The organism is Kitasatospora sp. NPDC001664 (assembly GCF_053596675.1).
Genome location: NZ_JBSFGS010000010.1, coordinates 131,848 through 153,588, shown reverse-complemented (window position 1 = coordinate 153,588; position 21,741 = coordinate 131,848). Strand labels below are relative to the sequence as shown.

Sequence of the window (21,741 nt, the reverse complement as noted above, 5' to 3'; positions counted from 1 at the left end):
CGGCCTCCGTGCGACACCTGCGACACCTGCGACACCCTCATCACCCCACCCCCGGAGGAGTACCCCCATGCCTACTCCCGCCAGAAGGACCGGCGGCGCCCTGCTCGCCACCGTCCTGGCCATCGCCGCCCCCGTGCTGGCGAGCCCGACCCCCGCCTCGGCCGAGGACCTCGCCCCCACCTACAGCGTCACCGTCGGCGCCACCGGCTCGTGGACCCACCCCACGGACACCCCCGCGGCGCCGTACATCGACAAGGACGGCTCCTTCTGGTACCAGCAGTCGGCGGCGCTCTACGGCAGCAACGACCCGCGCTACTGGGACTTCTTCACCGGGACGGACCTGGACACCGCCACCCGGAACGCGACGGTCAGCAACTACGTCAACCCGGCCAACGCCAACGACAAGAACAACGACACCACCTGGCGCTGCAACAACAGCCCGACCGGCCTGGAGGCCACCGCCGCCACCGGCAGCGCCAGTTACGCGCACCGCAACTACTGCGACCTGGCGGGGGTCTGGGTCGACCCGGACACCGGCGACTGGTACGGCCTGGTGCACAACGAGTTCACCCCGCAGCCCTTCGGCGACGGCCTGCACTACGACGCCATCGACTACGCGGTCTCCAGCGACCAGGGCAAGACCTGGAAGATCAAGGACCACGTCATCACCTCGCCGTTCAGCACCACCCGCGGCGACACCACCGGCTTCCCCAACCAGACCTACTCCTACGGCGACGGCGACCAGCGCCTGCTGGTGGACACCGTCTCCGGCTACTTCTACGTCTTCTACGGCTCCCGGATCGTCGACAAGTCCGGTGGCTGGAAGGCCTTCTACGAGCACGTGGCGCGCGCCCCGATCTCCGCGAAGATGGCGCCGAACTCCTGGCAGAAGTGGTACGACGGCTCCTGGTCGCAGCCCGGCAAGGGCGGCAAGGAGAGCAACATGGTGCCCGTCGGTGCCTCCAGCACCACCGGGTACACCCCGGTCGCGGGCGAGTACGACCCGGCGAACACCGGCACCTCCGCCCAGCAGATCGCGGCCGGCAAGATGCCCGCCACCTCGCCGCTGTTCGTCATGGACGTCACCTGGAACGCCTACCTCGGCCTCTACCTCGGCCAGCCGCAGGCGGTCGACCAGAGCGGCAACGCGCCGCAGGAGATCTACGCCACCGCCGACCTGGCGACCCAGAAGTGGTTCAAGCTCGGTGACACCGGCAGCTACCACACCGCCTCCTGGTACCGCTGGTTCCTGGACAGCGCCAACCGCACCAGCTCGGCCATCGTCGGCAAGAACTTCCGCACCTACTGCTCCTTCGGGTGCTCGGGCGGGAAGTCCGGCGAGTACGTGAACCTCGGCGTCGGCTCCTCGGCCCCGGCCGCCGCGCCGGTGGACCTGAGCAAGTCCTACAAGATCGCCAACGGCAACGGCCGCGTCCTGGCCCAGGTCTCCGGGAGCTCCGCCACCACCTCGGTGGCCACCGGCACCGGCGCCGCGCTGGAGTCCTGGACCTTCCAGGCGGTCGGCGACGGCTCCTACCGGATCGCCAACTCCGCCACCAACCAGCTGCTCGGCGTGGACGCCACCGCCAACGCCGGCCGCGCCTGGGGCAACGCCCCGACCGCGACCGCCGCCGCGGGCGGCAACGCGGCCGTCGGCCAGCAGTGGTGGGTGCTCTCCAACACCTCCGCCCCCGGGACCTTCCGGATCGTCAACCGCTACAGCGGCCTGGTCATCGGCCTCTCCGCCACCACCGGCCGCCTGGCCGAGACCACCCCCGGCCGCACCTGGACCGACAGCAGCGGCAGCGCCGTCGGCAGTGGCCGCACCGCCGCCGAGCAGACCCTGACCCTCACCGCGGCGGGCACCGCCCCCGAGTCCGTGGTGGTCAACTCCCCCGGGAACCAGACCACTTCCGTCAACACCGCGGTCTCGCTGCAGCTCTCGGCCACCGACAGCCTGCAGAAGCCGCTCACCTTCTCGGCCACCGGCCTGCCCGCCGGACTGGCCATCAGTTCCAGCGGTCTGATCTCCGGCACCCCGACCACCGCCGCGGTCTCGACCGTCACCGTCACCGCGTCCTCCGGCACCGCGAGCTCGCAGACCACCTTCAGCTGGACGGTCAACCCGGCCCTGGCCGGCGTGCACACCCTCGCCACCGGTGGCAAGGCGCTGGACGACCCCAACCACAGCACCACCGCCGGCACCCAGATGATCACCTGGACGCTCGGCACCGGCCTCAACCAGAAGTGGACCTTCACCGCCCAGGCGGACGGCTCCTACACCCTCACCAACGGCGAGTCGGGCATGTGCCTGGACGTCAGCGACTCCTCCACCGCGGCCGGCGGCAAGATCATCCAGTGGCCCTGCACGGCCGGCTCCGCCAACCAGCGCTGGAACGTCAACCGCCTGGCCAACGGCGCCTACACCGTCGCCTCGGTCCACAGCGGCCTGCTGCTGAGCACCGCCTCCACCGCCAACGGCGCCCTGGTCACCCAGCAGCCGAACACCAACTCCGCGCTCCAGCAGTGGACCATCGCCTGATCCGCTCCTGAGCCCTCCCCGATCCACCCCTGACGGACGGTCAGGCCGGCATGTGGGTGCCGGCCTGACCGTCCTGCGCTCGGCCGCAGGGCGGCATCAGCCGCTCGACCCGGTGGAGCGGCGTCAGCCGACCGGCCCGGTGGAGCGGCTTCAGCCGCTCGACCCGGTGGCCCAGATCGGGGTGCGGGCGGCGTCCGCGACGACGATGTTGCCGTCGCCCTGGAGCCGCAGCCACCAACCGCCGGAGGCGGGCCCGGCCGACCAGACCCCGGTGCCCGCACCGTCCCGGATGGCCAGCGTGCCCCGGGGCGCGAACTCGAAGCGGTAGCCCTTCCCCGCGTTGCCCCAGGTGTTGCTGGCCCAGAGCGGACGGAAGGCACCGTCGTACCAGACCAGGTTGCCGTCCGTCTGCATCACGAGCTGGTGGTTGGCGGCGCCGACCGAGACCGCGTCGCCCGGGGTCAGCGACAGGCCGGCGAACTCGCCCGTCAGGGAGGCGAACCAGCGCGAGACGCCGTACCGGTCGAGGATCTGCAGCGCGCCGCCGGCGTTGACGACGAAGGTCGAGCCGGTGCCCGCGGTGACGGCGGAGCGCCACAGGACGGCGCCCGTCGCGCTCACCACCTGGAGTGCGCCGTCGGCGGTGAACCGGGCGCTCGCGCCCGGGTTGCCCGAGGTGCTGCTGGCCCACGGGACCCCGGGGGCGTCCGGCGAGCTGACCACCAGGTTCCCGTCGTTCTGCATGGTGAGCAGGTAGGCGCCGTTCTGACTGCCGGCGCCGGGGCCGCTGCTGACGCTCTGTCCGGGCGCCAGGGTCCAGGTGCCCGCCGCCGCCCGGTGACCACCGGCGCTGTAGCCGGGCAGTGCGTAGGCGATCCGGACCCGCCCGTTGCCGTTGGCCCCCTCCGGCGCGGCGAAGGTACCCCCCGTCGCCGTTGCCGGGTCCGTCACCGCGACGCCGTTCCGCGGGCCGGTGTGGCTGCTGCCGGCCCCTCCCGCGACGGCGCCCTGTCCGGCACCGGTACCGAATCCGCCCCCGTACCAGCCGCCGCCACCGCCACCGCCCTGGGCGAAGGTCCCGCCGAGCAGGTCGGACTGGAGCAGGCAGCCGCCGCCGGAGCCGAAGCCGCCGTCGTGGCAGTCGACCTTCCTGCCGAAGACCTCGGCGCTCGCGCCGCCCTGCGCGTTGGAGCCGCCGGCCGTCTGGGTCCCGCCGGAGGTCACCTGCCCGGGATCGAGCGAGGACCCGCCGACGGTGCCGCCGCCCGCACCACCACCGGAGGCGCCACCGGCGCCGCCACCGCCGCCGGCCACCACCAGCCGGTCCTGCAGGGTGTACTCACCGGTGGCCCCGGCCACCCGCACGTCGGAGGCCCCGCCCCCGCCCGCGTAGCCCCGGCCGCCGCCGTTCCATCCACCGGCGGCCGGCGTCCCGACCGGCCCGCCGGGTCGGGCCGGGGCGCCCGACCCGCCGACGTTGACCTGCAGGACCTGACCCGGCGTCAACCCCGCCAGGGTCACGACCGCCTGCCCGCCCGGGCCGCCCGCAGCCGGGTCCAGGCCGTCACCTCGGCCGCCGGCCGCGCCGAACGCGGTGACCGTCGCGCTGGTCACCCCGCTCGGGACGGTCCACTGCTGGGGGCCGCCGGTCCAGTCGAAGCCGCAGGTCACCACCGGCCCCGCGACGGCGCAGCCGGTACCGGAGCCGCCGGCCGGATCGGCGTGCGCGGCGGTGGCCCCGGGGCCGAGCGGCGCGGCCACCGCCAGCGCGCTGAGTGCCGTCACGGTCGCGGCGAACCGCCGAGCCCCGCCCGGCCGTCTCTTCGTGTGCATCAACGTCCAACCCCCACCAGGTAGTTCTGGGCGCCCCGGACGAGGCGCCCGCCCGGAAACATACCCGTGGGCCGGAGCGCGAAGCGGAGCCGGGCGGTCCGCCCCCTCGGCGGACCGCCCGGCTCCTCCCCTCACCCGGTCAGGACGTGGGCGGGGTGGCGAAGGGCGCGCTCCAGGTCTGGTTGGGCTGGTGGGTGCCGCAGCTGTAGGTGGCGACGGCCTTGGTCTTGTCACCCACCGAGCCGCCGGCGATGTCGGCGCACAGGCCGTTCGCCTTGAGCTGTCCGGCCAGGCCGTAGCTCCAGATCTGCTTGGCGTCGGCGCCGTTGCAGCCGCGCAGCTTGAGGCCGGTGGTCTCGCCGGAGAGGCAGAGGGAGGGCGAGGCGAGGGAGGTGATCCGGCCGTCGGTCTGGCGCTGCCACTGCTGGTTGGCGCCGGAGTGGCAGTCCCACAGGCCGACGGTGGTGCCGTTGGTGGCGCCGTTGTAGGCGTCCAGGCAGAGGGCGTAGGCCTGGAAGCCGGACTGGGCGGCCTGGATCTGGCCGGTCGGCAGGGCGGTGCCGCAGCTGCCGGGCGCGATGGTGTACATCACGTTGTCGTGGGCGCCGACGGTGGCGGTGAAGGAGCCGCTGACCTGCGAACTGGTGTGGTTCCACAGGTCCTTGACGGTGCGGGCGCAGCCGGTGTTGGCGAAGCCGATCCGGGCCGGGTCGATGGTGACGGTGGTGGCGGCGTTGTTCTTGTTGACCACCACCACGGCGCGGGAGCCGTCGGCGAGCGGCTTGACCACGGTCTCGGTGCCGGCGGTGGTGGAGGCGCCGTCACGGGCGGCGAGGTAGCCGCCGGCCGTGGTGTCCTGGTCGACGGCGATGATGTCGGCGTTCTTCAGGATGGCCAGCTGCGGGGCGTAGGCCACCGGGTCGGCCGCCATCTTGCGCACGTCGCTGGAGATCATCAGCGGCGAGCCCATCGCGGACCAGAGCGCGAACTGGCTGCGCTGCTCGGCGAGGGTGAGCTGGTTGTTGTCGCCGATCAGCAGCATGTCGGCGTCGTTGTGGTTGCCGGGGCCGTTGTAGCGGGCCAGCGCGACGGTGTCCTCGAAGTTCTGCAGGACACCGCCCTCGTAGTAGTCGCCGCCGTGCTGCCAGTCCCACGCGGAGCTGGTGTTGGTGTGCCAGACGGCGATGTCGGGGCTGACCCGCCACATCTGGCCGAGGCCGCGCACCCACTCCTGGGAGTTGTACTTCTCCGCGCTGGTCGGGCCGTAGCCGGCCGGGGCCGACTCGTTGAAGAGGATCTTGCGGCTGGTGTTCGCGGTGGCGGTCTTCAGCGCGTTGGCGAAGGTGGTGAACACCTGCTGGCGGTTGGTGATGCTGGTGCCGCAGTTGTCCAGCTTGATCGAGTCGACGCCCCAGTAGGCGAGCGAGTTGGCGTCCACCTGCTCGTGGCCGAGCACGCCGCCGGGCACGCCCTGACAGGTGTTCACCCCGGAGGTGCTGTAGAGCCCGGCCTCCATGCCCTGGGAGTGCACGTAGTCCGCGTAGCCGGTCAGCTCCCAGTCGTAGCCCGGCTGGCTGCTGCTCCCCCAGGTCGCGGCGCCGTGCAGGTAGCCGGCACTGGTGCGCTGCATCCAGCAGTCGTCCACCGTGAGGTTGGTGTAGCCGGCCGCGACCAGGCCGGTGTCCTTCATGGCCTTGGCCTGGTCCTGCATGAACTGCTGGAACGAGTAGCCGTCGCGGGTGCCGTCCAGGCGGGCCTGCGCGGCGCAGGTGAACCTGGCCCAGTTGTTGAAGCCCATCATCGGCTTCACGCCGATCGGGGCGGAGGTGTTGGCCGCCGTGCTGTCGGCGACGGCCGGGGTACCGGCGGACACGGCGAGGCCGGCCGTGACGACGGCTGCGGTACAGAGACCGAGCACGCGGTGGTGCCATCCCATGGATGCTCTCCAGTGGCAGATAGTGAGCAAAGTTGAGCAATAGTTGCGCGAACTGCGCATGTTTGAGCAAAGACTGGAGAGTGAACGCAGTGCGCGTCAAGACCCGCGCACCACCGGGCGGCCGGAATTCCGACCGTTTCCGAGCGCGTTGCGGCACGTTGGAGGCGGTGTACCGTACCGACGAACGCAGGGAGAGATCGTGGACGACATCGACTGGGACAACCCCCAGGACCCCCGCGAGGGCAGCTGGCAGCTCAACCACGTCCGGCAGTACGTGGGCAGCGGCGGCACCGAGGGCCAGTACTGGCAGGGCACCCAGACCCTGCTGCTGACCACCGTCGGCCGCGTCTCGGGCGCGCCCGTGCGCACCCCGCTCATCTACGGCGAGGCCGACGGCCGCTACCTGCTGGTGGCCTCCAAGGGCGGCGCCGACCAGGCGCCCCTCTGGTACCGCAACCTCGCCGCCGACCCGCGCGTGCGGATCCAGGTCGGCCCGGAGGTGCTCCAGGGAACCGCCCGCACCGCGACGCCCGAGGAGCGCACCGCCTACTGGCCCCTGATGGTCGGTCACTGGCCCGCCTACGACGACTACCAGGCGAAGACCGAGCGCGAGATCCCGGTCGTGGTGATCGATCCCGCCTGACGGGACGTCCGGCGGGCGGTCGACGACCGCCGGCCGGCCGCAGTTGGCGCGGGCCGCGGGGCGGATGGAAGTCTGGGGCCGTGGACCAGACGATCATCGCCGCCCTGCGGCGCGCCGCCGAGCACCGGCAGCGCTTCGACACCAGCTTCGCCGCGTACTTCGCCGCGCTGACCGACCCGGCGGGCGGCGGCGCCCTCGACGGCCTGCAGCACGGCACCTTCCCCGCACGCGCCCTCGAACTGCTCCGGGACATGTCGCTGCGCGGCGGCAAACGGCTCCGGGTGGCGGTGTTGTACGAGGCGGCGACCCTGATCACCGATCAGCCCGCGCCGGGCCTGACCGAGGCCGCGATCGGCATCGAGCTGCTCCAGACCCACGGCCTGGTCCACGACGACGTCATCGACGGCTCGGCCGTCCGGCGCGGGGCGCCCTCCGTGCCGCAGCGCTACCTCGACGAGCACCCCGAGCAGCCCCGCACCGCCACCGGCCTGGCCGTGCTCGCGGGCGACCTGGCCGCCTTCCTCTCGCTGCGCGCGCTGGCCGGCGCCGACCTGCCGCCGGAGCGGGCCGCCGCCATGACGGCCGAGCTGGCCGGGGTCGGGGCCACCACCGTGCTCGGCCAGTTCCTGGACCTGGAACGGGACTTCGGCCCCGTTCCCGGGCTCGGCTTCCTGCACGCGGTCACCGAGTACAAGACCACCCGCTACTCCATCCTCGCCCCGCTCCGGCTCGGCCTGCTGGCCGCCGGGGCCGACCCCGCCCCGCACGACGCCGAACTGCGGCGCTACGCGACCGCGTTGGGGATCGCCAACATGCTCCGCGACGACTGGCTCGACCTGTTCGGCGATCCGGCCGCGGTCGGCAAGTCGGTCGGCTCCGACCTGCGCTCCGGCCGGCGCAGCTACGCCGTCCGGGCACTGCTGACCGCCGACCTCGACCCGGCCGAACGCGCGCTGCTGACCGCCGCCCTGGGCGACCCGGACGGCGACGAGGAGACCCTCGACCGGGTCCGCGCGATCGGACGGCGGCACGGCGTCGACCGCGCGCTGCAGGCCGACGCCGAACGCCACGCCGGGGACGCCTCGGCCATCGCCGGTACCTGGTACGACCGTTGGCGGCCGGACCCGGTCGCCTTCTTCCACCACCTCCCGGCCTGGACCGTGACCCGCGACCACTGAGTCCGGCCCCGCCGGCCGGGCGGCCGCGGACCGGACGGCCGTGCAGAGCCCGCCAGGCGGAGGCGATCAGGCGGAGGCGATCAGGGTGGGCTCGACCACGTCCAGCGCGCGCCGCAGGGCGCCGACCGCGACGGCGCGCTCGCCGAGGGCCGAGGCCGTCACCTCCGCACCGGTCAGGGTCCGGTCGCGCAGGTGGCGGCGGACCGGGCCGAGCAGGGTCTCCCCGGCTCGGGAGAGGCCGCCGCCGATCACCACCCGGCCGGGGTCGACCAGCAGCAGCAGGGTGGCCAGGCCACGGGCGAACCGGTCCGCGGCCCGGTCCACCACCGCGACGGCGGCCGGGTCGCCCGCGGCGGCGGCGGCGAAGAGCGGGCCGATCTCGCCGTCCGGCCCCAGGGCGACCCCCGCCTCCTCGGCCAGCCGCCGGATCGCGCCGGCGCCCGCGAAGCGCTCGAAGGGGCCGAGCGCGCTGGTCAGCGGACCGGCCGACGCGGCGTCACCGACCCTGTCGGACGGTACGTCACCGGACGGCACGTCGATGAACCCCAGCTCACCGGCCGCCCCACCCGCGCCCCGGAACGGCCGGCCGTCGAGCAGCATGCCCGCGCCGATCCGCTCGCCCCACTGGACGAAGACCAGGCTGTCCGCGTCGCCGGAGCCGCCGCGCCAGCGCTCGCCGAGCACGGCGAGGTCCACGTCGTTGTCGATCAGGACGGGGCAGTGCAGCCACTCCCGCAGCCGCGGCACGACCGGCAGGCCCGCCCAGCCCGGGATGCTCGGGGCGACCAGGATCTCGCCGCGCTCGCGGTCCACGATGCCGGGGGTGCCGACGCTGACCGCCCGCAGGTCGGCCGGGGCCAGCCCGGCCTCGGCGACGGCGGCGGTCAGGGCGGTGCGGACGGTCTCGAACAGCCCGGGGCCGTCGATGTCCTGACCCACCGTCACCCGCCGCTCGGCCCGGGCCCCGCCCGCCAGGTCGGCGATCACCACCAGCACCTTGTGCGGCCCGATGTCGACGCCCGCGACGTGGCCGGCCTCGGCCCGGAAGCGCACGTGCTGGGCCGGCCGGCCGGGGGCCGCCGCCTCGGGCGCCGCGGTGACGGTCTCCACCAGACCGTCCTCGGCCAGTGCGGCCAGGGCCCGGGTGACGGCGGGCCGGGAGAGCCCGGTGGCCGCCGCGAGGGCGCTGACGCTCGCGGCGGGCGCGTCGGTGGCCCGCAGCGCGGCGAGCACCGCGCCCGCGTTCATCGCGCGCAGCACGTGCGGCCCGGTGGCCGCTCGCTGGGTGGGCACCCGGTTCCCTCCTGACTCTCCTGGCCGGCCGCGCTCGTGCGGGCCGGTCTCGCACTGTACTGGGCGCCCGGACCGGCGGTCCGAACGGGTTTCCGCGCCCGGGTCCTTGACACTCCGGCACGCCGCCGAGATATTTACGGACGCTCCGTTAATAATGCCATCCCCCACAGCGCATTCCCCAGGAGACGACCATGAAGCCGAGATTCCGCCGGCGCCTGTCCGGCGTGCTGATCTCCCTGGCCGCGGTGAGCGCCGGGCTCACCTCCGCACCCGCCGCCCGGGCGGCCGCCTTCGACACCTCCCCCGCCGCCGCGAGCCTGCAGCGCCTGCTCCCGGCCCAGGCCTCGCAGTTCGTCCTGCGGCCCGTCGACCGGACCGCCCCCGGCGTCGACTCCTTCTCGGTCTCCGGCGGCCCCGGCGCGATCCAGGTCTCCGGCACCAGCCCCGCCACCCTGCTGACCGGCGTCGGCTGGTACCTGCGCAACGTCGCGCACGTGGACATCGGCCTGCCCGGCACCAGCACCTCCGCGCTGCCCGCGACCCTCCCGGCGGTCGCCGCCCCGTACACCAACTCCTCGGTGGTGCCGCACCGTTACGCTCTCAACGACGTCGACAACGGCTACACCGGCGCCTACCGGAGCTTCGCCGACTACCAGCGCGAGATCGACGTGCTCGCCCTGCACGGCATCAACGAGGTGCTGGTCACCGCCGGCGCCGAGCAGCCCTACTACCGGACGCTGCAGCAGTTCGGCTACGGCGAGGCGGAGTTGCGGTCCTGGGTGCCGGGCCCCGCGCACCAGCCCTGGTGGCTGATGCAGAACATGTCCGGCTCGGCCTCCACCGCGGTCTCGGCCCAGCTGATCGCCGCCCGGGCCGCCGTCGGGCGGCAGATCTGCGACCGGCTCCGGGCGCTGGGCATGACCCCGGTGCTGCCCGGCTACTTCGGCACCGTCCCGGCCGACTTCGCCGCCCGCAACCCCGGTGCCCACGTGGTCGCCCCCGGCTCCTGGGTCGGCTTCACCCGCCCGTCCTGGCTCGACCCGAACGACCGTCGCTTCCCCGAGGTCGCCGCCGCCTACTACGCCAACCAGGCCGCCGCCTTCGGCAGTTCGAGCATGTTCAAGATGGACCCGCTCCAGGAGGGCGGCAGCGCCGGGGACATCGACGTCACGGCCGCGGCCGGCGCGATCCAGCGCGCCATGCTCGCCGCCCACCCGGACGCCACCTGGGCCATCCTCGGCTGGCAGGACAACCCTTCGGACGCGGTGCTGGCCGGTGTCGACAAGTCGAGGATGCTGATCGTCGACGGCCTCTCCGACCGCTACCAGAACCTCGACCGGGAAGCCTCCTGGCACGGCACCCCGTACGCCTTCGGCACCATCGCCAACATGGGCGGCAAGACCACCTTCGGCGCCAACTCCGCGGTGTGGACGGCCCGTTTCCAGCAGTGGCTGACCAGGCCCGGCAGCGCGGTGAAGGGCATCGCCTACATGCCGGAGGGCACCGGCACCGACCCGGCCGCCTTCGCGCTCTTCGCCGACCTCGCCTGGTCGGCCGGCCCGATCGACCAGCCCGCCTGGTTCCGCGGCTACGCCACCGCGCGCTACGGCGCCGCCGACGCCGACGCGGCCGCCGCCTGGGAGAAGCTGCGCTCCGGCCCGTACTCGATGCCCTCCGGCAGTTGGGCCGAGCCGCAGGACAGCCTGTTCACCGCCCGGCCGTCGCTCACCGCGAGCACCTCGGCCAGCTGGTCCCCCGGCTCGCTGCGCTACGACCCGGCCACCGTGCAGGATTCGCTGACCAGCCTGCTCCGGGTCGCCCCCGCCCTGCGCACCAGCGACGCCTACCGCTTCGACCTGCTGCACACCGCCCGCCAGGCCCTGGACAACCGCGGCCGCGCGCTGCTGCCGCAGATCGCCGCCGCCCACACCGCCAAGGACCTGACCGCCTTCCGCGCGCTGACCGCCGAGTGGAACCGCGACCTGGCCGCCCTCGACGAGCTGATGGCCACCGACAGCCGCTTCCTGGTGGGCAGTTGGCTCGCCCAGGTCGACGGCTGGGGCGCGTCCGCCGCCGAGACCGACCGGCTGCGGTACGACGCCCGCTCGCTCGTCACCACCTGGGGCAACCGCTCCCAGGCCGACGGCAACGGCCTGCGCGACTACGCCGCCCGCGAGTACTCCGGCCTGGTCAAGGACCTCTACGCCAAGCGCTGGGCCGCCTACTTCCAGTCCCTGGAAACGGCCCTGGCCACCGGCACCGCCCCCGCCGCCGTGGACTTCTTCGCGATGGACGACGCCTGGGCGCGCGGCACCACCGCCTACCCGACCACGCCCACCGGAGACGTCTTCACCGTCGCCTCCGCGATCGCCGCCGCCCTGCCCCCGGTCACCCCCGCCGGGCCGGTCACCGGCAGCAGCGGCAAGTGCGTGGACGTCACCGGGGGCAACTCCGCCGACGGCACCGCCCTGCAGCTCTACACCTGCAACGGCACCGCCGCCCAGACCTGGGCCGTCCCCGGTGACGGCACCCTGCGCGCCAAGGGCAAGTGCATGGACGTCCGCAACGGCGCCGTCACCCCGGGCACCGTGGTCCAGCTGTACGGCTGCAACGGCACCCCCGCCCAGTCCTGGACCTACCGCGCCGCCGACCGGACCCTGCGCAACCTCAAGTCCGGTCTCTGCCTGGACGCCTCCGGCGGAGGCACCGCCGACGGCACCGCGTTGATCGTCTGGACCTGCACCGCCAACGCCAACCAGCGCTGGACGGTGTCGTCCTGACGCACCGTCACTGACGTGCTTCGCCCGCGAAGCCCGTCCCGGTCAGCCGCTCGGACTCCGTCCAGAGCCGAGCGGCACTGACCGGGTCGCTGGCGGCGGCGGTGCGGCCGACCAGGGTGGGGTGGCCTCGGTTCTCGGCGAAGCCGTCCGGGCCGACGTAGGCGGCGCCGGGCAGGTCCATCGTGGCGGCGAAGAGCGAGGGCAGGGCGCCGGCCCGGCTGTCCTGGGCGATGATCCGGTTCCCGACCGCCATCAGGGCGCGGCGCACCGCGCTGCCGTCGTGGCTCTGCAGGTTGGTGGCCGCGTACCCGGGGTGGGCCGCGAAGGCGCGGACCTGCGAGCCGGAGGCCGTCAGGCGCCGCTGGAGCTCCAGCGTGAAGAGCAGGTTGGCCAGCTTGGACTGGGCGTAGGCCCGGATCGCGTGGTACTCGCCCTTGAGGTTCAGGTTCTCGAAGTGGATCCGGTTGCCCGGGTACTTGTGCATCCCAGAGGCCACCGTGACCACGCGGTCGGTGAGGTGCGGCAGCAGCAGGTTGGTCAGGGCGAAGTGCCCGAGGTGGTTGGTGCCGAACTGCGTCTCGAAGCCGTCCTTGGTCGCGCCCTCGGGGACGTTCATCACGCCCGCGTTGTTGACCAGGACGTCCAGCCCGCCCTCCCAGCCCTCGGCGAACTCCCGCACCGAGGCCAGGTCGGCCAGGTCCAGCCGCCGGACCTCCACGCTGCCGCGCGCGCCCTTGACGCCCGCGGCGGCGGCCTCGCCGCGCCGGACGTCCCGCACCGCGAGGACGACGTGCGCCCCGGCCCGGGCGAGCGCGTCGACGGTGGCGATGCCGAGGCCGCTGTTGGCGCCGGTCACCACCACCCGACGGCCGGACTGGTCGGGGATGTCGGCGGTGTTCCACTTCGCTGTGTTGGCCATGGTCCGAATGTAGGCATCGACAACAATGCTGTCAATGACAACAATGTAGCCAGTGATCACATAGCGGGTAGAGTGCGCTCATGCACCCCCGCCGCTACCACCACGGAGACCTCCGAGCCGCCCTGCTGGAGCGCGCCGAGCAGGTCCTGCGGGAGAAGGGCCCGGCCGCCCTCTCGCTGCGCGAGCTGGCCCGCGACCTCGGGGTCAGCCACGCCGCTCCGAGCCGCCACTTCAAGGACAAGCAGGCCCTGCTGGACGCCCTCGCGCTGGCCGGCTTCGAACGCCTCGACACCGCCCTGGCCACCGCCGACCCCGCACCCGGCTCCGAGCCCGGCTCCTTCGCCGCCCGCCTCGGCGCCCTGGTCCGCGCCTACGTCGGCTTCGCCACCGCCCACCCCCAGCTGCTCGACCTGATGTACGCGGTGAAGCACGACCCGCAGGCCACCGAGGCCCTGACCTCCGCCGCCCACCGGGGCCTGCTCCGGGCGGCCGAGCTGCTGACGGACGGTCAGCGCACCGGCGAGGTCCGCCCCGGCCCCGCCGAACAGCTCTGCCTCCCGACCCTGGCCGCCGTCCACGGCTTCGCCGACCTCGCCGCCAGCGGCCTCCTGCCGCCCGAGGAGGCGGCCGCCGCTCTGGACGACGTGATCGCCTTCGTCCTCCGCGGCTGCGCACCGGACCGCACCGCCGGCGCCTGACCGCCGCGCGCGCCGGACTCCCGGCGTCGCGGCCGACGGGGCATCAGGCCCCTGCGCCACCCGGCCCGGGCCAAGCGTCCGTCCACGTCCGTCCTGCGTGCGGCGGGGCGCGGCCGGAGACTGGTGGGGATGATCCTCGGGCTCTCCACCGCACTGGCCGCGACCGTCTGCTTCGGCTTCGCGTCCGTCCTCCAGGCGCGCGGCGCCCGGGCCGTGCCACGCGAGTCCGTCCTACGGGCCGGGCTGGCGGCCCGGCTGGCGCGCAACGGCCCGTTCGTGCTCGGCACCGCGCTCGACGTCGGCGGCTTCGCGCTCAGCATCGTCGCGCTGCGCACCCTGCCGCTCTTCCTGGTCCAGGCACTGACCAACGCCAGCCTCGCCGTCACGGCTGCGGCCGCCGTCCGCTACCTCGGCGTCCGGCTCCGGCCGCACGACCTGGCGGCCATCGGTGCCGTGGTGGCCGGGCTTGTCCTGCTCGCCGCCGGCTCCGGCGCCACCGGCCGCGACCGGGCCGGGCCCGCGTTCCACCTGGCCCTGCTGCTGGCCACCTTCGCGATGCTGCTGCTCACCGCGTTGCTGGCCCGGTGGGAGGGCGACGGGGTGGCCGTGGGCCTCGGGCTGCTGGCGGGGGTCGGCTTCGGCGTGACCAGCCTGGCCGTCCGGGTCCTGGAGGTCTCCGGGCCGCTCTCGGTGCTCACCGACCCCGCGGCCTACGCACTCGCCCTCGGCGGCCTCGGCGGCTACCTGGCGTACGCCCTCGCACTGCAACGCGGTTCGGTGACCGCGGCCACCGCCGCCTCCGGGGTCTCGGAGACCGTCGGCCCCGGGGTGGTGGGCGTCCTCGCCCTCGGCGACCACGCCCGCCCCGGCCTCGGTTGGCTCGCGGCCGTGGGATTCCTGGTCTCCGTCGGCGGAGTCCTGGCCCTGGCCCGCTTCGGCGAGGTCGGCACCGACGCCCCGCCCACCGACCCCAGCACCACGTCAGCCCCCACTGCGGGCCCTGCCGTCACCCCGCCCTTCGTCCCCACCACGCCAGGCACCACGTCCGACTCGACGTCCGCCCCGGCTCCGAACCTCACCTCCGCCTCCCCCGGCACCACGTCCGACACGGCCGCCGCCTCCAACCCCACCCCGCCGGAGGCGAGCGCGCGCCGCCCCCGCGGAAGGGCGCGCCCGCCGGTCCGGTGAGACGGTGGGAGTTCCGGCACGGCGGCCACCGCCGCCGCACCGCCGACACGGTGGACGGTGATCCATGGCTGACACCCCGCACCCCGCTCCGGCCGTCGCGCTGGTGACCGGCGCCTCCAGCGGCCTCGGCGCCGCCACGGCCACCCGCCTCGCGGCGGCCGGCTGGCGCCTGCTGCTCTCCGGCCGCGACCGCCCCCGCCTCGGCGCCGTCGCCGACGCCACCGGCGGTCTGGCGATCCCCGCCGACCTCACCGCTCCGGGCGGGCCCGAGCAGCTGGCCGCGCGTGCCCTCGCGGTGGACGGCCGGGTGGACGTCCTGGTCGCCAACGCCGGCATCGGCTGGCGCGGCCCCTTCTCCCGGATGCCGATGGACGTGCTGGCCGACATGGTCGAGCTCAACCTGCTGGCCCCGCTCCGCCTCTCCCGCCTGCTGCTGCCCGGCATGCTGGAGCGCGGACGGGGCCGGATCGTGCTGGTCGGTTCGATCGCGGGCGCGGTCGGGGTCCGCGACGAGGCGGTCTACTCCGCCACCAAGGCCGCCCTCGGCCTGTTCGCGGAGAGCCTGCGGTACGAGCTGCGCGGCAGCGGGGTGGCCGTGCGGGTGGTGGTGCCCGGGCCGGTGGACACGCCGTTCTTCGCCCGCCGGGGCACCCCGTACCAGCGCGAGCACCCGAAGCCGAGCCCGCCCGAGCGGGTGGCGGAGACCGTCTACCGCGCGGTGGTCGGACGGCGCGACGAGCTGTTCGTCCCCGGCTGGTTCCGGGTGCCGGGGCGGGTGCACGGGACGGCGCCGCACCTGTTCCAGCGGCTGAACTCGCGGTTCGGCTGATGGGCGCCGGCCGGGCCGCCCTGCTGGCCGCCACCTCCGCCGAGGCCGTGCACCTGGCACCGGCGGCCGTCCGGCTCGCCCCGGTGCGCGGGCTGCTCTTCCGCCGCCTGGCCGGGCACGGGGCCGCCGGGCACGTGGCGCTCACTTTCGACGACGGCCCCGACCCGGCCTCCACCCCGCTCTTCCTGGACCGTCTGGACGCGCTCGGGGTCTCCGCCACCTTCTTCCTCCTCGGCACCATGCTGGAGCAGTACCCGTACCTGGGACGGGAGTTGACCGACCGAGGCCACGAGGTCGCCGTGCACGGCTGGACCCACCGCCCGCAGTGGGGGCCCTCCCCCGCCCGGGACGCGCGCGAACTGCGGCGCACCGTCGAGGCGGTGACCGAGCTCTGCGGCCACCGCCCGCTCTGGTACCGGCCGCCCTACGGCGTGCTCACCACCGGACTGCTGCTCGCCGCACGGCAGTTGAAGCTCCACCCGGTGCTCTGGACGGCCTGGGGCCGGGACTGGAGCGCCGGGGCGACCCCCGCCTCGGTCTACCGCACGCTCCACCCCGGCCTGCACGGCGGGGCCACCATGCTGCTGCACGACTCCGACTGCACCTCCGCGCCGGGCTCCTGGCGCTCGGCCCTGGACGCCCTCCCGCTGGTGGCGGAGCACTGCTCGCGGCTCGGACTGGAGATCGGCCCGCTGCGCGACCACGAACTGACGAGGCGTCACTACCCGTACGACTGAGCGGAGTCGGCGAGTCCGACCCGCGCGAGGGCCTCGGCGAACCCCTTCTCCCACACCCCGGGATCGGCCCCGGTGGAGGGCGGGGGCAGCGGGCGGCCGAGCGCCGCGAGGGCGTTGCGGACCACCTCCTCGGACCCGGCCGAGGTGACGTCGGCGTGGCCCAGCTCCAGTTCGTGCTGGAGGTTGTCGCGGCCGTGCCCCTGCACCACGTCGAGCAGCAGCAGGCGGCGGCCGATCGCCCGGGCCTCGCTGCAGGTATCGCCGGAGCTGGTGACCACCAGGTCGGCGGCGGCCATCAGCGCCGGGATCCGGTCGGTGTGCCCGAAGGCGTGCAGCCGGGGCTGCCGCCGGGCCAGCGAGCGCAGCCGGGCCTCCAGCTCCCGGTTGCGGCCGGCCACCGCGAGCACGTGCGGCCCGGCCTCGGCGAGCGCCCGGGCGGTGCGCGCGATCGGGCCGAGCCCCCAGGCCCCGGACATCAGCAGCACGCACCGCGCCCCGGCCGGCACGCCCAGCTCGGCCCGGGCCTCCTCCCGCCCGGGCGGGGCGTAGAAGCCCGGGCGCAGCGGCGCGGCCACCACCGCGACGGCGGCCTGCGGCCGGTAGCGGCGGACGGCGCAGGCGGCCACCTCCGAGGTGACCAGGAACAGGTCGGTGCCCTCCTGCACCCAGAGGCGGTGCGGCGTCACGTCGGTGCAGAGCACCAGGTGGACGGTGTCGGGCAGGCTCGGGCGCAGCTCGTTGACGGCCGCGGTGGCGGTCGCGAAGACCGAGACCACCAGCTCGGCGGGCTGCTCGGCCAGCAGCTCGCGCAGCCGCGGCACCAGCCGGGCGCGGGCCGCCGACTCGGCGAGCAGGGCGATCCGGGCGCCCGGGCGCAGGGCCGCGAAGTGGAAGGCGTCGTAGGCGCCGGGCAGGTCCAGCAACCGGCGGAAGACCCGCTCGCCGACGGCCGAGCCGTGGCGGCCGAGCAGGGCCATCGCGTCGACCGTGCGGGTGGTCCAGCCGCGTCGGTGCAGCGAGTCGGCGCAGGCCTGGGCCATCACGTCGTGGCCCTGGCCGAGCGAGCCGGAGATCAGCAAGGCGTGCGGCAACGGTGAACTCCCTTGCGGAATAAGGTCATTCGGTCCGGGCAGGAGCGTTGTCGCGGTACCAGTCCACGTAGCGGCGCACTCCCTCGGCGAAGGGCGTGCCGGGCTTCCAGCCCAGCAGGCGCGCGGCCTTGGCGTTGGAGATCCGGCGCGAGGCGTAGTCGGCGGCCCGGGCCGGGACGTGCTCGACGGTGACCGGGCCGAGCAGGCGGTCCACGGTGTCGGCGATCTCCCGGATCGAGATCGGGGTGCTGCCCTCCAGGGCGATGGTCTGGTCCTGGGCGGCGGGGTCGAGGGCCCGGACGTGGGCGTCGGCGAGGTCCTCGACGTAGACGAAGTTGCGCGTCTGGGCACCCGTCCCGGCGATGGTGATCGGTCGGCCGGCCAGCGCCTCCTGGACGAAGCGGGCGATCACCAGCTCGTCGCGCATCCGCGGGCCGTAGGGGATGCCGTAGCGCAGCACGGTGAAGTGCTGTCCGTAGAGTTCGCGGTAGCTGTGGGCGACCAGCTCGGCGGCCAGCTTGCCGGCCACGTAGAGGTGCCCGCTGCGGCCCAGGTCGAAGGCGGTGTCCTCGTCCAACTCCGGTGCCGAGGAGCCCCGTTCACCGGCCGCCGCGCCGTAGACCCAGACCGTGCTGGCCAGCACGGTGCGGGCCAGGCCGCTACGGCGGGCGGCCTCCAGGACGCAGGTGGTGCCCTCGACGTTGAGCCGCACCGAGCGCACCGGATCGGCCTCGACCTGCCCGACGTCGGCCATCGCGGCGAGGTGGAAGACCACCTCGCTGCCCTCGAAGGCCGCCGCCAGGCCGTCCGGGTCCAGGATGTCGACCCGGGCGTGGTCGGCGGCGGGGTGCAGGCCCCGGGTCACCGTGTCCACCACCAGGACCTGGTGACCGGCCGCCAGCAGCCGCTCCACCACGTGCGAGCCGATGAAGCCGCAGCCCCCGGTGACCGCTACCCGCATGACGCTCCCTCACCCCACCAGCTCGGCGTGGACCGCCGTGACGGCGGTGATCACCTGGTCGACCTCGTCGTCGGTCATGTCGGAGTGCACCGGCAGGCAGACGTGCCGCGCGCAGACGTCCTCGGCGACCGGCAGCGGTCCGTGCGCCAGGCCGGCGAAGACTGGCTGGCGGTGCAGCGGCAGCTCGTAGACCTCGCCGGCCGCCCGGACGTCGAAGCGCTCGCGCAGCGCGGTCTTGAAGCGGGCCCGGTCGACCCCGGGCGGCAGCAGGAGGACGTACTTGTAGAAGTTGCTCCGGCAGCCGGGCGGTTCGGCCAGCGGCTCCAGCCCGTCGAGCGGGGCGAGCGCGTCGGTGTAGCGCCGCGCCACCGAGCGGCGGACCTCGATGAACTCCTTGAGCCGGCGCAGGTGCACCTCGCCGATGGCGGCGTTCGGCTCGCTCAGCCGCCAGGAGGCGCCGTTGCGGACGTGCAGGTTGGCACCGAAGGTGCCCTTGCCCTGGTCGCGGTGGATCCGCGCCTCGTCGCGCAGCTCCTCCGACTCGGTGAGGATCATTCCGCCCTCGCCGCTGGTGACCACCTTGGTCGGGTAGAAGGAGAACGCGCCGGCCACCCCGAAGGACCCGGCGGGCCGGCCCCGGTAGCTGCAGCCGTGCGCGTGCGCCGCGTCCTCCACCAGCGGGATGCCGCGCTCGTCGCAGAGCCGCCGCAGCTCGTCCACCCGAGGGGTGATCAGACCGCCGATGTGCACCAGCACCACGGCGGCGGTGTCCGGGGAGAGGGCCGCTTCGACGCTCTCGGGGTCCAGCGCGAAGGTGGCGGCCTCGACGTCGGCGAAGACGGGCGTGCCCCCGGCGTGGACCACGGCGGCGGCGGTCGCGTAGAAGGTGTTGGCCGGGACCACCACCTCCCGGTCCGCCACGCCGACGCAGCGCAGCACGATCTCCAGCGCGGCGGTGCCGCTGGCCACCGCGACCGCGTGCGAGGCCTCGTGGGCGGCGGCGAAGGCGGACTCGAAGCGCGCGGTGTGCGGGCCGAGGGTGAGCGCCCCGGTGGTGAGGCTCTCGGTCACCGCCGCCGCGACGGCCGCGCGGTCGCTCTCGCCGAACACCACGCGGGCGGGGAACACGGCCATGCGGCACCTCCGACACCCAGGACCAAAACGGTACGAATCCGCCAGAAGACCTCAGGCTACGGCCGGCCCGCCCGGATCCGCGCGACCGCTACGCCGATTCGCCCACACCTGGCGGCGTCCCGGCCCGCGGAGATCCCGGCCTGCGGAAATCCCGGCCCCCGTTCCGCCCGGCGGGGTGCGGACAGTAGGGTCTGCTGGTCTTCTGCAAGTTGCTGCAAGACTTTTCATCACCGAGAGGACCCTGCCATGTCGGGCATCGCCCCACCCGTAGCCGACGAGCGCACGGCACTGATGACCTATCTGGCCCACCAGCGGCGCCTGCTGCGCGTCACCGCCCACGGTCTGACCGAGGATCAGGCCCGCACGGCGGCCACCGCCAGCGAGCTGACGATCGGTGGGCTGATCAAGCACGCCGCCCGGTGCGAGGAGGGCTGGATGCGCCTGGTCCTGCGGGAGCCGGAGCCGGACCGGACCGCGGACGAGTCGGAGGAGTTCCGGCTCGCCCCCGAGGAGACGCTGGCCGGGGTGCTGGCCGAGCACGCGCGGGCGGCCGCGCGGACCGACGCCGTGATCGCCGCGGTCCCCGACCTCGGGCAGACCGTCCCGGCGCCGCGCGGCACCCGGTGGATCCCCGCCGAGGTCGAGGAGTGGTCCGTGCGCTGGGTCCTGTTGCACCTGATCGAGGAGATCGCCCGGCACGGCGGCCACGCCGACATCATCCGCGAGAGCATCGACGGCGCCACCCAGTACCCGCTCCTGGCGGCGGCCGAGCGGTGGCCCGCCCCCTGGTTCCAGCCGTGGGAGCCGGCGCCGGCCGGCCGCGGCTGACTCCGCCCCCGCGCTCCGCTGCCGCCCGCCCGCTCCGCCCGGCCCGCCTTCCGTGGTAGTACTGCAGGTCGTGAGTCATCTCGGCCGCCCCGTCCACGGCGGCCCCGGCCCGGAAGGGGCACCACCCATGAAGGTCGGGATCACCGAGATCGCCGAGCGCGCGGGCGTCAGCGAGGCGACGGTCAGCCGGGTGATCAACCGTCGCCAGGGGGTGGCGGAGAAGACCCGCGACGCCGTCGAGCGGGCGATGGCCGAGCTGGGCTACGAGCGGCCCGTCCAGGGGCAGTTGGTGGCGGTGTTCACCGAGCACGTGTCCAACCCGTTCTTCACCGACGTCGCCGAGCGGATCGAGTCGGCGCTCGCCCCGCACGGGCTGAAGACCGTGCTCTGCCCCGTCTTCCCCGGTGGGGTCCAGGAGCGCGACTACATCTCGGCGATCATCGACAAGGGCATCGCCGCCGTGGTCTTCCTCTCCGCCTCCAACACGCTCGACGACGCGGACACCGAGGTCTACGAGATCCTCCGCACCCGGCGCATCCCGTACGTCGGGGTGAACGGCGAGTTCGCCGACGCGGTGCCGGCGCCGGTCTTCTCCACCGACGACCGCCAGGCGGCCGCGCTGGCCGTCGAGCACCTGCACCGCCTCGGCCACCGCGCCATCGGCATGGTCTCGGGCCCGAACGGCAACCGCCCGGCCGACCAGCGGGTGCGCGGCTTCGTGGACGCGATGGCCCGTCACGGCCTGCCGGACGCCGAACGGCTGGTGGTCCGTCAGTCCTACACCGTCGAGGGCGGGCAGGCCGCGGCCGGCGTGCTGCTGGGCCTGGGGGCCACCGCGATCGTGGCGGCCAGCGACTTCATGGCGCTCGGCGTGATCCGCGGCCTGCGGCGGCTCGGGCGCTCCGTCCCCGACGACGTCTCGGTGGTCGGCTACGACGGCACCCTGATCACCGAGTTCACCGACCCCCCGCTCACCACCGTCCGCCAGCCGACCGAGCGCCTGGCCCACGGCGTCTCCCGCAGCCTCCTCGACCTGGTCGGCGGCCGCGAGGTCCCGACCGGCGAGCTCCTCTTCGACCCCGAGCTGGTCATCCGCTCCACCACCGGCCCGGCCCCGACCGCCTGACGGCTGGTCAGGCCGCGGCCGGCCG

At 74.4% G+C, this 21,741-nt stretch carries 17 protein-coding genes; 10 read left to right on the top strand and 7 right to left on the bottom strand.

The window, feature by feature from the left end:
* Positions 1-67 precede the first annotated feature (67 nt).
* Positions 68-2,542, top strand: a complete 2,475-nt coding sequence (locus ACWCYY_RS16330; RefSeq protein WP_449796394.1) for an RICIN domain-containing protein — start codon at positions 68-70, stop codon at positions 2,540-2,542.
* A gap of 150 nt (positions 2,543-2,692) precedes the next feature.
* Here ACWCYY_RS16330 and ACWCYY_RS16325 read toward each other — a convergent pair whose 3' ends face one another.
* Positions 2,693-4,327 (bottom strand): glycine-rich protein, encoded by a 1,635-nt coding sequence (locus tag ACWCYY_RS16325; protein WP_449796393.1) that lies wholly within the window; start codon positions 4,325-4,327, stop codon positions 2,693-2,695.
* Between the two features lie 187 nt (positions 4,328-4,514).
* Complete coding sequence (locus ACWCYY_RS16320; RefSeq protein WP_449796392.1) at positions 4,515-6,311, bottom strand: ricin-type beta-trefoil lectin domain protein; 1,797 nt, start codon at positions 6,309-6,311, stop codon at positions 4,515-4,517.
* 199 nt (positions 6,312-6,510) lie between these two features.
* On the opposite strand from ACWCYY_RS16320, the gene ACWCYY_RS16315 reads away from it, so the two are divergent.
* Together ACWCYY_RS16315 and ACWCYY_RS16310 are read left to right on the top strand one after the other, a co-directional pair.
* Positions 6,511-6,954, top strand: a complete 444-nt coding sequence (locus tag ACWCYY_RS16315; RefSeq protein ID WP_449796391.1) for a nitroreductase family deazaflavin-dependent oxidoreductase — start codon at positions 6,511-6,513, stop codon at positions 6,952-6,954.
* 80 nt (positions 6,955-7,034) lie between these two features.
* On the top strand, positions 7,035-8,132 hold the full coding sequence (locus ACWCYY_RS16310; protein ID WP_449796390.1) for a polyprenyl synthetase family protein: 1,098 nt from the start codon (positions 7,035-7,037) through the stop codon (positions 8,130-8,132).
* A 66-nt stretch (positions 8,133-8,198) separates the two neighbouring features.
* On the opposite strand, the gene ACWCYY_RS16305 is transcribed toward ACWCYY_RS16310, so the two are convergent.
* On the bottom strand, positions 8,199-9,425 hold the full coding sequence (locus ACWCYY_RS16305) for an ROK family protein (RefSeq protein ID WP_449796389.1): 1,227 nt from the start codon (positions 9,423-9,425) through the stop codon (positions 8,199-8,201).
* Positions 9,426-9,616: 191 nt separating this feature from the next.
* Between ACWCYY_RS16305 and ACWCYY_RS16300 the strand changes: the two genes are divergently transcribed.
* Positions 9,617-12,205, top strand: coding sequence for an alpha-N-acetylglucosaminidase (locus ACWCYY_RS16300; protein WP_449796388.1), 2,589 nt, complete (start codon positions 9,617-9,619; stop codon positions 12,203-12,205).
* Between the two features lie 7 nt (positions 12,206-12,212).
* Here the strand turns inward: ACWCYY_RS16300 and ACWCYY_RS16295 are convergent, their stop codons facing one another.
* A complete protein-coding gene (locus ACWCYY_RS16295) occupies positions 12,213-13,124 on the bottom strand; it encodes an oxidoreductase (protein WP_345282870.1) in 912 nt (303 codons plus the stop codon).
* Positions 13,125-13,204: 80 nt separating this feature from the next.
* Here ACWCYY_RS16295 and ACWCYY_RS16290 point away from each other — a divergent pair, with 80 nt between their 5' ends.
* The 4 genes from ACWCYY_RS16290 to ACWCYY_RS16275 all read left to right on the top strand — a co-directional run bounded on the left by ACWCYY_RS16290 (position 13,205) and on the right by ACWCYY_RS16275 (position 16,576).
* Entirely contained in the window at positions 13,205-13,822 is a 618-nt protein-coding gene (locus tag ACWCYY_RS16290; protein ID WP_449796387.1) for a TetR/AcrR family transcriptional regulator, read from the top strand.
* Between the two features lie 129 nt (positions 13,823-13,951).
* Positions 13,952-15,010, top strand: coding sequence for a hypothetical protein (locus tag ACWCYY_RS16285; RefSeq protein WP_449796386.1), 1,059 nt, complete (start codon positions 13,952-13,954; stop codon positions 15,008-15,010).
* A gap of 64 nt (positions 15,011-15,074) precedes the next feature.
* A complete protein-coding gene (locus tag ACWCYY_RS16280; protein ID WP_345282876.1) occupies positions 15,075-15,839 on the top strand; it encodes an SDR family NAD(P)-dependent oxidoreductase in 765 nt (254 codons plus the stop codon).
* Complete coding sequence (locus ACWCYY_RS16275) at positions 15,839-16,576, top strand: polysaccharide deacetylase family protein (protein ID WP_449796385.1); 738 nt, start codon at positions 15,839-15,841, stop codon at positions 16,574-16,576. The genes ACWCYY_RS16280 and ACWCYY_RS16275 overlap by 1 nt, the downstream gene beginning before the upstream one ends.
* Here ACWCYY_RS16275 and ACWCYY_RS16270 read toward each other — a convergent pair.
* The 3 genes from ACWCYY_RS16270 to ACWCYY_RS16260 are packed head-to-tail and all read right to left on the bottom strand — an operon-like array spanning position 16,561 to position 19,762.
* Entirely contained in the window at positions 16,561-17,667 is a 1,107-nt protein-coding gene (locus tag ACWCYY_RS16270) for an MGDG synthase family glycosyltransferase (protein ID WP_449796384.1), read from the bottom strand. The genes ACWCYY_RS16275 and ACWCYY_RS16270 overlap by 16 nt on opposite strands.
* A 25-nt stretch (positions 17,668-17,692) precedes the next feature.
* On the bottom strand, positions 17,693-18,628 hold the full coding sequence (locus ACWCYY_RS16265; protein WP_449796383.1) for an NAD-dependent epimerase/dehydratase family protein: 936 nt from the start codon (positions 18,626-18,628) through the stop codon (positions 17,693-17,695).
* A 9-nt stretch (positions 18,629-18,637) separates the two neighbouring features.
* Positions 18,638-19,762, bottom strand: coding sequence for a DegT/DnrJ/EryC1/StrS family aminotransferase (locus ACWCYY_RS16260; RefSeq protein WP_449796382.1), 1,125 nt, complete (start codon positions 19,760-19,762; stop codon positions 18,638-18,640).
* 246 nt (positions 19,763-20,008) lie between these two features.
* On the opposite strand from ACWCYY_RS16260, the gene ACWCYY_RS16255 reads away from it, so the two are divergent.
* Positions 20,009-20,590, top strand: a complete 582-nt coding sequence (locus tag ACWCYY_RS16255; RefSeq protein ID WP_449796381.1) for a DinB family protein — start codon at positions 20,009-20,011, stop codon at positions 20,588-20,590.
* Between the two features lie 127 nt (positions 20,591-20,717).
* Positions 20,718-21,716, top strand: coding sequence for a LacI family DNA-binding transcriptional regulator (locus ACWCYY_RS16250; RefSeq protein WP_345282889.1), 999 nt, complete (start codon positions 20,718-20,720; stop codon positions 21,714-21,716).
* Positions 21,717-21,741 lie beyond the last annotated feature (25 nt).

What these genes read in the sequence shown, in the direction of transcription:
- ACWCYY_RS16295 (WP_345282870.1), bottom strand. Translation starts at nt 13,124, where the DNA reads ATGGCCAACACAGCGAAGTGGAACACCGCCGACATCCCCGACCAGTCC.
- ACWCYY_RS16300 (WP_449796388.1), top strand. Translation starts at nt 9,617, where the DNA reads ATGAAGCCGAGATTCCGCCGGCGCCTGTCCGGCGTGCTGATCTCCCTG.
- ACWCYY_RS16280 (WP_345282876.1), top strand. Translation starts at nt 15,075, where the DNA reads ATGGCTGACACCCCGCACCCCGCTCCGGCCGTCGCGCTGGTGACCGGC.
- ACWCYY_RS16255 (WP_449796381.1), top strand. Translation starts at nt 20,009, where the DNA reads ATGTCGGGCATCGCCCCACCCGTAGCCGACGAGCGCACGGCACTGATG.
- ACWCYY_RS16275 (WP_449796385.1), top strand. Translation starts at nt 15,839, where the DNA reads ATGGGCGCCGGCCGGGCCGCCCTGCTGGCCGCCACCTCCGCCGAGGCC.
- ACWCYY_RS16260 (WP_449796382.1), bottom strand. Translation starts at nt 19,762, where the DNA reads ATGGCCGTGTTCCCCGCCCGCGTGGTGTTCGGCGAGAGCGACCGCGCG.
- ACWCYY_RS16285 (WP_449796386.1), top strand. Translation starts at nt 13,952, where the DNA reads ATGATCCTCGGGCTCTCCACCGCACTGGCCGCGACCGTCTGCTTCGGC.
- ACWCYY_RS16250 (WP_345282889.1), top strand. Translation starts at nt 20,718, where the DNA reads ATGAAGGTCGGGATCACCGAGATCGCCGAGCGCGCGGGCGTCAGCGAG.
- ACWCYY_RS16330 (WP_449796394.1), top strand. Translation starts at nt 68, where the DNA reads ATGCCTACTCCCGCCAGAAGGACCGGCGGCGCCCTGCTCGCCACCGTC.
- ACWCYY_RS16320 (WP_449796392.1), bottom strand. Translation starts at nt 6,311, where the DNA reads ATGGGATGGCACCACCGCGTGCTCGGTCTCTGTACCGCAGCCGTCGTC.
- ACWCYY_RS16265 (WP_449796383.1), bottom strand. Translation starts at nt 18,628, where the DNA reads ATGCGGGTAGCGGTCACCGGGGGCTGCGGCTTCATCGGCTCGCACGTG.
- ACWCYY_RS16290 (WP_449796387.1), top strand. Translation starts at nt 13,205, where the DNA reads ATGCACCCCCGCCGCTACCACCACGGAGACCTCCGAGCCGCCCTGCTG.